Source organism: Streptomyces sp. NPDC005151 (genome assembly GCF_053599875.1).
In genome coordinates this window covers 1-11,872 of sequence record NZ_JBSFYR010000049.1, presented here as the reverse complement: position 1 = coordinate 11,872, position 11,872 = coordinate 1, and the positions used below count along the sequence as shown (strand labels likewise).

General features: G+C 68.6%; 10 protein-coding genes and 3 pseudogenes. 4 read left to right on the top strand and 9 right to left on the bottom strand.

All coding sequences use genetic code 11. The annotated features are described in order from the left end of the window. Window positions 1-74: 74 nt before the first annotated feature. The 4 genes and pseudogenes from ACWD6R_RS24250 to ACWD6R_RS24235 form a co-directional block, all read right to left on the bottom strand. Complete coding sequence (locus tag ACWD6R_RS24250) at window positions 75-545, bottom strand: hypothetical protein (protein WP_451820615.1); 471 nt, start codon at window positions 543-545, stop codon at window positions 75-77. Beyond that, window positions 542-841, bottom strand: a complete 300-nt coding sequence (locus ACWD6R_RS24245) for a hypothetical protein (protein ID WP_451820614.1) — start codon at window positions 839-841, stop codon at window positions 542-544. Before ACWD6R_RS24245 ends, ACWD6R_RS24250 begins: the two co-directional genes overlap by 4 nt. Window positions 842-960: 119 nt before the next feature. After that, window positions 961-1,092 (bottom strand): annotated as a pseudogene (locus ACWD6R_RS24240) (DUF397 domain-containing protein); the annotation flags it as partial. Then, the gene (locus tag ACWD6R_RS24235; protein ID WP_451820613.1) at window positions 1,091-1,597 is read right to left on the bottom strand and encodes a DUF6584 family protein; all 507 of its coding nucleotides are present in this window, start codon (window positions 1,595-1,597) and stop codon (window positions 1,091-1,093) included. The gene ACWD6R_RS24235 and the pseudogene ACWD6R_RS24240, both read right to left, overlap by 2 nt. A gap of 273 nt (window positions 1,598-1,870) precedes the next feature. Between ACWD6R_RS24235 and ACWD6R_RS24230 the strand changes: the two are divergent. The 3 genes and pseudogenes from ACWD6R_RS24230 to ACWD6R_RS24220 form a co-directional block, all read left to right on the top strand. Further along, window positions 1,871-2,077, top strand: a pseudogene (locus tag ACWD6R_RS24230) (mycothiol transferase); the annotation flags it as partial. A gap of 76 nt (window positions 2,078-2,153) precedes the next feature. Continuing rightward, window positions 2,154-4,454, top strand: coding sequence for an SF1B family DNA helicase RecD2 (gene recD2, locus ACWD6R_RS24225; protein ID WP_451820612.1), 2,301 nt, complete (start codon window positions 2,154-2,156; stop codon window positions 4,452-4,454). Window positions 4,455-4,583: 129 nt separating this feature from the next. Continuing rightward, window positions 4,584-5,873: a citrate synthase gene (locus tag ACWD6R_RS24220; protein ID WP_451820611.1), complete on the top strand. Its 1,290-nt coding sequence runs from the start codon at window positions 4,584-4,586 to the stop codon at window positions 5,871-5,873. 512 nt (window positions 5,874-6,385) lie between these two features. On the opposite strand, the gene ACWD6R_RS24215 is transcribed toward ACWD6R_RS24220, so the two are convergent. Next, a complete protein-coding gene (locus tag ACWD6R_RS24215) occupies window positions 6,386-8,812 on the bottom strand; it encodes a heavy metal translocating P-type ATPase (RefSeq protein WP_451820610.1) in 2,427 nt (808 codons plus the stop codon). 146 nt (window positions 8,813-8,958) lie between these two features. Next, a complete protein-coding gene (locus ACWD6R_RS24210; protein WP_406419587.1) occupies window positions 8,959-9,267 on the bottom strand; it encodes a heavy-metal-associated domain-containing protein in 309 nt (102 codons plus the stop codon). Between the two features lie 199 nt (window positions 9,268-9,466). Between ACWD6R_RS24210 and ACWD6R_RS24205 the strand changes: the two are divergent. Further along, window positions 9,467-9,562 (top strand): annotated as a pseudogene (locus ACWD6R_RS24205) (zinc-binding dehydrogenase); the annotation flags it as partial. A gap of 150 nt (window positions 9,563-9,712) precedes the next feature. Here the strand turns inward: ACWD6R_RS24205 and ACWD6R_RS24200 are convergent. The 3 genes from ACWD6R_RS24200 to ACWD6R_RS24190 all read right to left on the bottom strand — a co-directional run bounded on the left by ACWD6R_RS24200 (window position 9,713) and on the right by ACWD6R_RS24190 (window position 11,555). Further along, window positions 9,713-9,910 (bottom strand): helix-turn-helix transcriptional regulator, encoded by a 198-nt coding sequence (locus tag ACWD6R_RS24200; protein WP_037694159.1) that lies wholly within the window; start codon window positions 9,908-9,910, stop codon window positions 9,713-9,715. A gap of 218 nt (window positions 9,911-10,128) precedes the next feature. Then, on the bottom strand, window positions 10,129-10,506 hold the full coding sequence (locus ACWD6R_RS24195; RefSeq protein WP_451820609.1) for a peptidoglycan-binding domain-containing protein: 378 nt from the start codon (window positions 10,504-10,506) through the stop codon (window positions 10,129-10,131). 86 nt (window positions 10,507-10,592) lie between these two features. Continuing rightward, complete coding sequence (locus tag ACWD6R_RS24190; RefSeq protein ID WP_451820608.1) at window positions 10,593-11,555, bottom strand: sugar phosphate isomerase/epimerase family protein; 963 nt, start codon at window positions 11,553-11,555, stop codon at window positions 10,593-10,595. Window positions 11,556-11,872: the final 317 nt, after the last annotated feature.

The window sequence follows — 11,872 nt, the reverse complement described above, 5'->3', positions numbered from 1 at the left end:
CCGGGGCGAGGGGCGGTCGGCGCCACCACCCCGTCAGGGACCGGAGGTGGGCGGTCCCTGACCGGACCCGCGAGTCAGACCGCTACGGCGGAGACATCGGCTTCGGGCAGTGTGGCGGCGTACGCCTCGATGTCGTCGGTGTCGGAGGTGAGCACGCTGCCTCCTCCGTGGACGGCCGCGATGAGGACGGCCAGGGCATCCACCGGGTCGGGTCGTTTCTTGGCGGGCAGTGCGGCCGCCCCGATCATGTCGCCGATGGTTTTCCAGCCTTCCACGGCCATTCCCCCCGCACAGGGGAGGCAGCGGGGCGCCAGGTCCGCGGGGCAGCGGGCCCTGGCGGCTGGATATACGACAACATCGGCGAGAAGGCGCTTCCAGGCGTAGGCGGTTTTCGGGCTCGTTCGCCAGGCCTGCGAGAGGGCCGGGCCAGGGATGATCGGCTGGTGTCCGCCGGCCGCGATGAAGCCCTTGTGCAGGATGTGCGCCCGACGGTCCTGGCTCACCAGTGCCATCAGCATCCCTGTGTCGTAGACGACGACATTCACGCGGCGGCCTCATCGTGTGAGGGGCGGCCGAGGATCGCGTCGACCTCCGCCCGTTCTTCTCTGGTCAGTTCGATCTCGTCGCCTGCCCAGGTGCCGGTGCCTGCCTGCTCCTCGGCCTCCGTGCGGGCCTCCTCGAACGACTTGAAGATCTTCCTGACGCGGTCCTGCTGGTCCATCTGTGCTTGTGCGGCGATCGTGAGGAACGTGGAGACGTCGAGTCCTGCGTCTGCGGCATGTTCTCTGATCCGGTCCCGAACCTCGGCCGGCATGCTGATCGAAAAACGCTCGGTTGCCATGCCATTACGGTAACACCGAGTGTTACGGGGTGTCCTGGGTCCGGCGGGGGATGTCGTACACGCCCGGTACCGTCGGAGCATGTCCAACACGGCCGTCCTCGAAGGTGTGCTTGAGCGCATCACGTACGCCGACGAGGAGAAAACGACGACCAGCCGTCGGCGGAGAAGACGAGCGCCGGGCCGCGGGGCGCCTTGCTGTCGCGGACAGGGACGGTGGCGTAGCCACGGGCGTCGTCGAGGCACTCGCCGTCAGCGGAAGAGGTCGAGGAATCCGTTCACCCAGATCGCAACGAACACGAGCGCCAGGAGCGCGCAGCCCACGGCCGCCAGGGACCGGCGGAGCGACCCGGCCTCCGGCGCGTCACCCCGCACCTCGGCGAGGGTGTCCCAGGTGACCGGGTGGCCGAGGGCCTTGGAGGCGGCGGTCCGCACGGTTGCCAACTGTTCCTCGACGAAGGGGGAATCGGCCGCCGATTCCGCGCCCTGCCAGGCCAGGGCGCGCATACGGCGCACCGGGTCGCTGTACCTCTTCTCGAACGCGGCGACCTCGTCCGGAAGCCTGTCCTCTTCGAGGTACGTCCAACGGCCGGCCTCGGCAGGGTCGCCGTACATCCGGTAGATGTCGGCCAGGCGTCGGCGCAGAGCCGGGTAGTGCGGGTAGGACGAGACCAGTCCGCGCAGTCGTTGGCGGGCCATGGGCACACGTCCCGCGGCGAGGTCCGCGTCCACGCGCTCCAGCGTCTTCTTCAGTGCCATGCGCACATCATCAGGCGTGCCCGCGGATGTGTGTAAGCGAATTATTTCAAGGTGCCCCGGAGGCCGGCCGGTTGTAGCTTCTGCGCCTGGTCGGGAGTTGACGAAGGATGTCATCCAGCCCGAGCCCTGCCGTGTGTGAGCGCGGCGGCAGCCCCGGTGATCACCGCCGCCGTCAGACCCTCGTGAGCAGCTGTCGAAGACGCGGCGCGCGTCTTCTCCGTCTGCTTCGTCAACCCGCAGGTGTACGAGAACGTCGGCCTGGAAGGGGCGGGCTACGACAAGGCCCTTTCGGCATGGCAGGCCGAGGTGGACCGGGGCAGGGCGAATTGCGCCGCCCGGTCGCTCGACGACACCAGCCCGTTCATGGGCGGCCAGGTCACCCTGCGCTGGATCTACACCCACATGATCGGTGAGTACGCACGCCACTGCGGGCACGCCGACCTCATACGAGAGCGCATCGACGGCCGTACGGGGGTCTGAGAGCCGTCGAGCGGTCGAGCGGTCGCGCGAAGGGGCCGGACCGGGGCTGTCAGCGCGAACCGATAGCGTCGGGTTCATGTCCAACATGGCCGTCCTCGAAGGTGTGCTTGAGCGCATCACGTACGCGAACGAGGAGAACGGGTACACCGTCGCGCGCGTCGACACGGGACGCGGTGCCAACGATCTGCTGACCGTCGTCGGTGCGCTGCTCGGCGCGCAGGTCGGCGAGTCGCTGCGGATGGAGGGGCGTTGGGGTTCGCACTCCCAGTACGGCAAGCAGTTCACGGTGGAGAACTACACGACCGTGCTGCCCGCCACCATCCAGGGCATCCGCCGCTATCTCGGCTCCGGACTGATCAAGGGCATCGGCCCGGTGATGGCCGACCGGATCACCACCCACTTCGGCGTCGACACGCTCGACATCATCGAACAGCAGCCGAAGCGGCTCGTCGAGGTCCCCGGGCTCGGTCCGAAGCGGACGAAGTTGATCGCCGCCGCCTGGGAGGAGCAGAAGGCGATCAAGGAGGTGATGGTCTTCCTCCAGGGTGTGGGCGTCTCCACCTCCATCGCCGTCCGTATCTACAAGAAGTACGAGGACGCGTCGATCTCCGTCGTCAAGAACCAGCCCTACCGGCTGGCCGCGGACGTCTGGGGCATCGGTTTTCTGACCGCCGACAAGATCGCGCAGGCGGTCGGCATCCCGCACGACAGTCCGGAGCGGGTCAAGGCCGGACTGCAGTACGCACTGTCGCAATCCGCCGACCAGGGGCACTGCTTCCTCCCGGAGGAGCGGCTGATCGCCGATGCGGTCAAGCTGCTCCAGGTCGATACGGGGCTGGTCATCGAGTGCCTCGCCGAACTGGCCGAGGATCCTGAGGGCGTCGTACGGGAGAAGGTGCCGTCACCCGAGGGAGGCGAGCCGATCACCGCCATCTACCTCGTACCGTTCTACCGCGCCGAGGTCGCTCTCGCCGCGCAGGTGCAGCGGCTGCTGCGGACGCCCGAGGACCGGATGCCGGCCTTCCAGGACGTGGACTGGGACAAGGCGTTGACGTGGCTCGCCGGTCGTACCGGGGCGACGCTCGCCCCCGAGCAGGAGGCCGCCGTGCGGCTCGCGCTCAGCCGGAAGGTCGCCGTGCTGACCGGCGGACCCGGCTGCGGGAAGTCGTTCACCGTTCGCTCCATCGTCGAGCTGGCCCGTGCCAAACGCGCAAAGGTCGTTCTGGCCGCGCCCACCGGGCGGGCGGCGAAGCGGCTGTCCGAGCTGACCGGGGCCGAGGCGTCCACCGTGCACCGGCTGCTGGAGCTGAAGCCGGGCGGGGACGCGGCGTACGACCGGGACCGTCCGCTGGACGCCGATCTGGTCGTCGTCGACGAGGCGTCGATGCTCGATCTGCTGCTCGCCAACAAGCTGTTCAAAGCCGTGGCACCCGGTGCCCATCTGCTGCTTGTCGGGGATGTCGACCAGTTGCCCTCGGTCGGCGCGGGGGAGGTGCTGCGCGATCTGCTCGCCGAGGGCGGACCCGTTCCCGCGGTCCGGCTGACGACGATCTTCCGCCAGGCCCAGCAGTCCGGTGTCGTCACCAACGCCCACCGGATCAACTCCGGGACGCCGCCGCTCACCCAGGGCCTGAGCGACTTCTTCCTCTTCGTCGAGGACGAGACGGAGGAGGCGGGCGTCCTCGCGGTGGACGTCGCCGCCCGTCGTATTCCTGCCAAATTCGGCCTCGACCCGAGGCGTGACGTCCAGGTCCTCGCCCCCATGCACCGCGGTCCGGCCGGCGCGGGCACGCTCAACGGACTCCTGCAGCAGGCCATCACCCCGGCCCGTCCCGACCTGCCCGAGAAGCGGATGGGCGGCCGGGTCTTCCGGGTCGGCGACAAGGTCACCCAGATCCGAAACAACTACGACAAGGGGGAGAACGGCGTCTTCAACGGCACGGTCGGCGTCGTCACCTCGCTCGACCTCGATGAACAGCAGCTGACAGTCCTCACCGACGAGGACGAGGAGATCCCGTACGACTTCGACGAGCTGGACGAGCTGGCCCACGCGTACGCCATGACGATCCACCGCTCCCAGGGCAGCGAGTACCCGGCCGTCGTCATCCCCGTCACCAAGAGCGCCTGGATGATGCTCCAGCGGAACCTGCTGTACACGGCCGTGACGAGGGCCAAGAAGCTCGTCGTGCTGGTCGGCTCCCGGCAGGCGATCGGCCAGGCGGTCCGCACGGTTTCCGCAGGCAGACGCTGTACGGCGCTGGATTACCGGCTGCGCGGAGGATCGGGCGGAGGATCAGCGGAAAAAATGATCGATCAAATCGGTGGCAAACATCACGGAGCCCTTCCGGAACCGGAGTCAAGGGGGCAGGATGAGTAAGTTCGCGGCACTCAGTGCCGCGAGTAGGTCCAATGGACGACCCCGAGTGCACTCTCCTGAGCCAAATGGAGGAGGGTGGAGACAGTCAGGGAACCTCGAAGAAGAGGCACTACGTCGGTGAGGGATGACGTGAGCGACAACTCTGTAGTACTGCGGTACGGCGATGACGAGTACACCTACCCGGTGATCGACAGCACCGTCGGCGACAAGGGCTTCGACATCGGGAAGCTCCGGGCAAATACCGGCCTGGTGACGCTGGACAGCGGATACGGCAACACCGCCGCGTATAAATCCGCCATCACCTACCTCGACGGTGAGCAGGGCATCCTGCGGTACCGCGGCTATCCCATCGAGCAGCTCGCCGAGCGCTCGACGTTCCTGGAAGTCGCGTACACGCTCATCAACGGTGAGCTTCCCAAGGTCGACCAGCTGTCGACCTTCAAGAACGAGATCACCCAGCACACGCTGCTGCACGAGGACGTCAAGCGGTTCTTCGACGGCTTCCCGCGCGACGCCCACCCGATGGCCATGCTGTCCTCGGTCGTCAGCGCGCTGTCCACGTTCTACCAGGACAGCCACAACCCGTTCGACGAGGAGCAGCGCCACCTCTCGACGATCCGCCTGCTGGCCAAGCTGCCGACGATCGCCGCGTACGCGTACAAGAAGTCGATCGGTCACCCCTTCGTCTACCCGCGTAACGACCTCGGGTACGTCGAGAACTTCCTGCGCATGACCTTCTCGGTGCCGGCCCAGGAGTACGAGCTGGATCCGGTCGTCGTCTCCGCGCTCGACAAGCTGCTCATCCTGCACGCGGACCACGAGCAGAACTGTTCGACCTCCACCGTGCGTCTGGTCGGCTCCTCGCAGGCGAACATGTTCGCCTCGATCTCCGCCGGTATCTCCGCGCTGTGGGGCCCGCTGCACGGTGGCGCCAACCAGTCGGTGCTGGAGATGCTCGAGGGCATCCAGGCCAACGGCGGCGATGTCGACTCCTTCATCCGCAAGGTGAAGAACAAGGAGGACGGCGTCCGGCTGATGGGCTTCGGCCACCGCGTCTACAAGTCCTTCGACCCGCGCGCCAAGATCATCAAGGCTGCGGCCCACGACGTGCTGTCGGCGCTCGGCAAGTCCGACGAGCTGCTCGACATCGCGCTGAAGCTGGAGGAGCACGCGCTCTCCGACGAGTACTTCGTCTCGCGCAACCTCTACCCCAACGTGGACTTCTACACGGGTCTGATCTACCGGGCCATGGGCTTCCCGACCGAGATGTTCACCGTGCTCTTCGCGCTCGGCCGACTCCCCGGCTGGATCGCCCAGTGGCACGAGATGATCAAGGAGCCGGGATCCCGCATCGGTCGCCCGCGCCAGATCTACACCGGCGAGGTCCTGCGCGACTTCGTCCCGGTCGAGGGCCGCTGAACCTCGTAGCACCCCCTGCACCACCCCGGCCGCTGCGGCCGGGCTGCCTTCGCCCCGCGTACCGCGCTTTCGCACAGAGCGCGGTGTCCGGGGCGATTTGCGTGCCCCAGCCCCGTGACGCCGCCCCCCAGTTGCCGGCCGGTCTTAGCGAGAAGCGCCCCGCCGTCGATCCCCCCACGGGCCGACAGCGAGGCGCTTCCCATGTCCCGGAGCGGATTCCCCCCACGGGATCCGGCCGGGCGTCTGCGGGAGCCGAAGCTCCTGGGTATTCCTCGGTATTGCTGCACTACGTCACTGCGGTTGCACGTCTCGCGGTCTGCCGGGGTACGTACCTTCGGGAGGGCCGCTCAAAGCTCCCCGGTGCACGTGCCCCGGCCAGCGCTTGCCTGAAGCATCCCCCAAGACGCTTCGTCGGACGTCCCCCAAGACATCCTTGGCATCGCACTCTTAGACTCACGAACCCATCGGATGGTTACCCTCAAACCGATGTGATCTGGATCTCTTTGTGGAAATCACGTGAAGGCGCGCAACCGCAGGCTGTTCGTCACGACGAAGACCGATGAGAAGGCCATCGCCGCTCCGGCAATCATAGGGTTGAGCAGGCCAAATGCTGCAAGGGGTAGGGCGGCAACGTTGTAGCCAAATGCCCAGAAAAGGTTGCCCTTGATCGTGGTCAGGGTGCGCCGGGAGAGCCGGATGGCATCGGCGGCCACCTTGAGATCTCCACGAACGAGGGTGAGATCGCTCGCCTCGATCGCGGCGTCCGTGCCGGTGCCCATGGCAAGCCCGAGGTCGGCGGTCGCGAGGGCCGCCGCGTCGTTGACACCGTCCCCGACCATCGCGACCGAACGTCCCTCCGCCCGGAGCCGCTCGATGACGTGCACCTTCTCCTCGGGGAGCACCTCGGCGTAGACCTCGTCGATGCCGACGGCACGGGCGACGGCATCCGCCACGGCCCGGTTGTCGCCGGTCAGCAGCACCGGCCTGAGACCGAGGGCGCGCAGCTCGGCGACGGCTGTCGCACTGGAGTCCTTGATCGCGTCGGCGACCCCGAGAACGCCACGCGCCTCGCCGTCCCAGGCGACCGTGATGGACGTACGTCCCTGGGCCGCCGCGTCCGCGAGGGAGCCGGACAGCGCCTCGGGGACGGCGATCCCGGCGTCGGTGAGCAGCTGGGGGCGTCCGACGAGCACCTGGTGCCCGTCGACGGTGCCGCGTACCCCGAGCCCCGGGACGTTGACGAAGGACTGGACGGCGGGGAGCGCGGCCCCGGTGTGTTCGGCGGCGCCGGTGGCGACGGCCTGGGCGATCGGGTGCTCGGAGGCGTGCTCCAGGGCGCCGGCCAGCCGCAGCAGCTGCGTCGCGTCGGTGCCGGGCGTCGGGTGGACGTCCTGGAGAGTCATCCGGCCGGTGGTGACCGTGCCGGTCTTGTCCAGGACGATCGTGTCGATACGCCGGGTGGTCTCCAGGACCTCCGGGCCCTTGATCAGGATGCCGAGCTGCGCGCCGCGCCCGGTCCCCACCATGAGCGCGGTGGGGGTGGCGAGGCCGAGCGCGCAGGGGCAGGCGATGATCAGTACGGCGACGGCGGCGGTGAACGAGGCGGTCACGTCGTCCGTGAGCAGCAGCCAGACGACCAGGGTGACCAGCGCGAACAGCAGGACGACCGGGACGAAGACCGCGGAGATCCGGTCGGCGAGGCGCTGCACCTCGGCCTTTCCGTTCTGGGCGTCCTCGACGAGCCTGGCCATCCGGGACAGCTGGGTGTCGACGCCGACCCGGGTGGCGCGCACGACGAGGCGGCCCGAGACATTGACGGTGGCGCCGGTGACGGAGTCCCCGACGTTCACATCGACCGGAACGGACTCGCCGGTGAGCATCGACGCGTCCACGGCGGAGGCGCCCTCGGTGACGGTGCCGTCGGTGGCGATCTTCTCGCCGGGACGGACCACGAAGTGGTCGCCGACGGTGAGCCGGGCGACGGGGATGCGTACTTCGGTGCCGTCCCTGAGGACGGAGACGTCCTTCGCGCCGAGGTGCATCAGCGCACGCAGCGCGGAACCGGCCTTCCGCTTGGACTTCGCCTCCAGATAGCGGCCCAGCAGGATGAAGGTGATGACCCCGGCGGCCACCTCCAGATAGATGGTGGAGGAGCTTTCCCCGAGCTCTCGGCTCCGCTCGAGCAGGGGAGACCCCATTGCGCGTGAGACCGAGAAGTCGAAGCCGTGCCGCATCCCGGTCATGCCCGCGTCCCCGAAGAACAGCGCCCAGAGCGACCAGCCGAACGCGGCGAGCGTGCCGACGGAGACGAGGGTGTCCATGGTGGCCGCGCCGTGCCGGAGGTTGGTCCAGGTGGCGCGGTGGAAGGGCAGTCCGCCCCAGACGACCACGGGGGCGGCGAGGGTGAGGGAGAGCCACTGCCAGTTGTCGAACTGGAGGGACGGGACCATGGCCAGGAGCACGACGGGGGTGGCGAGGACGGCCGAGACGATCAGCCGCTGCCGCAGAGCGGAGAGGGCGTCGGCCGCGCTGCGCTCGGCTTCGGGTTCCTCCGGCGCGGTGCCGGTGTCCGCCGCCTCTTCGGTTTCCCGGGTCTGTCGGGTCTCTTCGGTCCGCTCGACCTCGGCGGGGCCGGCGGCCTCGGGCGGCGAGAGCGTTTCAGCGGGCAGCGGGGGCGGCGTCGGCGCGGGCCGTTGTACCGGCTGTGCGGTGTATCCGGTCTTCTCGACCGTGGCGATCAGGTCAGCCAGCCGGGTCCCGGCACCGAACGCGACGCGCGCCTTCTCCGTCGCGTAGTTCACGGACGCGGTGACGCCGTCCATCCGGTTGAGCTTCTTCTCGACGCGGGCCGCGCACGAGGCGCAGGTCATCCCGCCGATCGTGAGTTCCGCTTCCGAACTCGCGACTGCCGGGGCTTCGGCCTCTGTTGCGCTGTGCATGTCCGAACTCCTGAATTGCCGACCGGGCCGTGCCCCACCAGTATCTGCTGGTCGGTCCGGCCCGGCGGCGCAAGGGGTGGTGCAGATGATACGGGTGATGCTGGTGGTGCGGATCTGTAGGGTGTCCGGGTGGGCCCGGACGGCGTTCAGGCCTGGCCGGCGAGCTCGTAACCCGCCTCGTCGACCGCGGCGCGGACGGCGTCCTCGGACAGCGGCGCCTCGGAGACGACGGTCACCTCTCCGGTGGAGGCCACGGCCTTCACCGAGGTGACGCCCTCGATGCCGGAGATCTCCTCGGAGACGGCGCCCTCGCAGTGCCCGCAGGTCATGCCCGTCACCCGGTAGACGGTGGTGACTGCACCCGCCGTTGCTTCGGTGCCCGCACCGTCGTGGCAGGAGCCGCCGGGCGAGCAGCAGGAACCGGTGGCCTGGGGGAGCTGGGTCTCGGCGGTCATGGTGTTCTCCTCTTCGACGCGTACAGCTTCAATGTGGCGCCAGGGAGCCCCGGGAAGGCCGGTGCGCCCCAACACGCAGTAACTTTATACCCCTAGGGGGTATAAATGCGAGGGGGGGGTGATGTCGCTTCGCGTGCTATCGGCCATTCGGCGGAGCAGCGGCCGGGGCGGACGAGGGGGGCAGAGGGCCCGGTCGCCGACCAGTGCCGTCCCGCTGGACGCGGCACCGGCCGCACTCGCCGCGATGGGGAAGGCGCCAGGGGCAGGAGTGACGATCATCGACCCCACCAAGTAGCCCGGCCGACCGGGGCGGGCACGACGAGGACCAGGCGCAACGGGAACCAGCGCAACAGGAACCAGGCACGGACGGAGGCCCCGTGCGGCGCCGGGTCGGAGCCGGTTGTCGTACGGGGCCTGGAGCGGACGGAGGAAGGGGGAGGGGGCGTCAGCCCTTGCGGCCCCGGTTGCTCGGGCGGGCAGCGACCCAGGCGCGGACGGTGTCCGCGTACCAGTAGGGCTTGCCGCTCTCCACATGGTCGGGTGCGGGAAGGAGACCGTGCTTGCGGTACGAGCGAACGGTCTCCGGCTGCACCCGGATGTGCGCGGCAATGTCCTTGTAGGACCAGAGCCTTCTGTCCGTCACAAATGACACCTCTCTGCTCCGCAGCGGCAGCCGGGGGGTTGTCGGGGGAGCCGCGGCCCGGACGCTGACGATCACTCAGCCTGTTTCCGGTGAACGACGCGGAGTGACGAGCGGAGAGGGGCTGTTGAACACCTGTGACGGAAGACCCGCGTAGAGCAGACATGTGTGACGAGGGGGTGACATCTGTGACAGAAGGCGTGCATTCGGGCCGGAGTCGGCTACGCGTGCCAGAGCGCGAACCAGGTCTGCGGACCGACCAGGCCGTCCGGGACGAGTGGCGGGTGGTCCGCCTGGAAGCGCTGAACGGCGGCGAGGGTCGTCGTCCCGAAGGTGCCGTCGACGGCACTCCACGGCAGATAGCGGCGGTTGGCCAGAAGGCACTGCACCTCGGAGACCCGTTCGCCCTGCTCGCCGAAGAAGGTCAGCTGATTGCCGTCGTAGAACACGCAGGCCGCGCCGGGCGAGGGGAGCGGCTGCTCCGGGGTCTGCCCGGCGGCCGAGGCGCCGGGGGCGGTGGTGAGGGCGGCGGCCAGGGCGAGTGCGGCCAGGGCCGAGGCCCCTGCCGTCCTCGCGGAGAGAGACGTCTTTCGGATCACGGTGAGTTGCTCCTCGTGCGGTCACGGGGTGCGGAAGGGACCGCACCCGCTTCTCTCCGAGCACACCACCGCACACCGCCAGGACGTCACATCCGTGCCCGGTTCGGTGTGTCCTGCTCGGGCGCGGGTGTCTGCGCCGGTGTGCCGCAGGAGCGGAGGAAGGCGCGGGTGCGACGGGCGATCGGCAGGGGCTTGTCGGGCGGGCACGGATACATGTCCTGCTCGACGATCGCGAACAGATCGACGTCCAGCCGGCGGGCCGCGTCCAGCACAGGGCCCAGGGCGGGTACGCCGTTCGGTGGTTCGCACATGACGCCCCGTGCCACGGCCGGCCCGAACGGCACCTCGTCCGCCACGACTTCGGCCAGGACGTCCGGGTCTACCTGCTTGAGGTGCAGATAGCCGATCCGCTCGCCGTAGGTCTCGATCAGCTTGACGCTGTCCCCACCGCAGTAGGCGTAGTGGCCGGTGTCGAGACAGAGCGAGACCAGGTCGGGATCGGTGGCGTCGAGGAACCGGTTGACGTTCTCCTCGCTGTCGATGTGGGTGTCGGCATGCGGATGGACGACGATCCGCAGTCCGAAACGGTCCCGTACCTCGCGGCCCAGCCGCTCCGTCTGCGTGGTGAGGTGGCGCCACTGTTCCGCGGTGAGGGTGCGGTCCTCAAGGATCTCGCCGGTCTTGTCGTCACGCCAGAACGACGGAATGACCACCAGATGCCCGGCGCTCATCGCCCGGGTGAGTGCCGCGATGTCGGCGACATGCGCCCAGGTCCGTTCCCAGACGTCCGGGCCGTGGTGCAATCCGGTGAAAACGGTGCCCGCGGAGACGGTGAGTCCGCGGCGGCCGGTCTCCTCGGCGAGGCGGGCCGGGTCGGTCGGGAGATAGCCGTACGGGCCCAGCTCGATCCACTCGTAACCCGCCTCGGACACCTCGTCGAGGAAGCGCTGCCACGGCACTTGGCGGGGATCGTCGGGGAACCAGACCCCCCAGGAGTCGGGTGCCGAGCCGATACGGATGCGGGCCGGAGCGGAAGCGGAGGAGGTCATGCGGCCAAGAATTCGGCGCCGGAAGACTAGTGTCAAGAGTACGTCCGTATGTCCGGACAAAATGTTGACAGGGTTCAGGAGAGAGGGCTAGAAGACTGCTGAAAATCTTTTGCGTTCTGGCCCCGGACCGGCAGGTCCGGGGCCAGTCTTGTGAGCATGCAGGGGGAATGGGCTGGGGAGATGGTTGGGCCGGATGTGTGGGAGATCTGCCGGGAGTTGATTCCGGCAGGGAGTGTGTTCGCTTTCCTGGCCGAGCATCGTGAGGTGCTGTTCCCGCCGGAGTTCTTCGCGGACATGTATCCGTCGGCCAACGGACG

Bases quoted from the DNA above. Each gene is read 5' to 3' on its own strand.
- ACWD6R_RS24245 (WP_451820614.1), bottom strand. From the start codon at position 841: ATGGCAACCGAGCGTTTTTCGATCAGCATGCCGGCCGAGGTTCGGGAC.
- ACWD6R_RS24235 (WP_451820613.1), bottom strand. From the start codon at position 1,597: ATGGCACTGAAGAAGACGCTGGAGCGCGTGGACGCGGACCTCGCCGCG.
- recD2 (WP_451820612.1), top strand. From the start codon at position 2,154: ATGTCCAACATGGCCGTCCTCGAAGGTGTGCTTGAGCGCATCACGTAC.
- ACWD6R_RS24215 (WP_451820610.1), bottom strand. From the start codon at position 8,812: ATGCACAGCGCAACAGAGGCCGAAGCCCCGGCAGTCGCGAGTTCGGAA.
- ACWD6R_RS24210 (WP_406419587.1), bottom strand. From the start codon at position 9,267: ATGACCGCCGAGACCCAGCTCCCCCAGGCCACCGGTTCCTGCTGCTCG.
- ACWD6R_RS24190 (WP_451820608.1), bottom strand. From the start codon at position 11,555: ATGACCTCCTCCGCTTCCGCTCCGGCCCGCATCCGTATCGGCTCGGCA.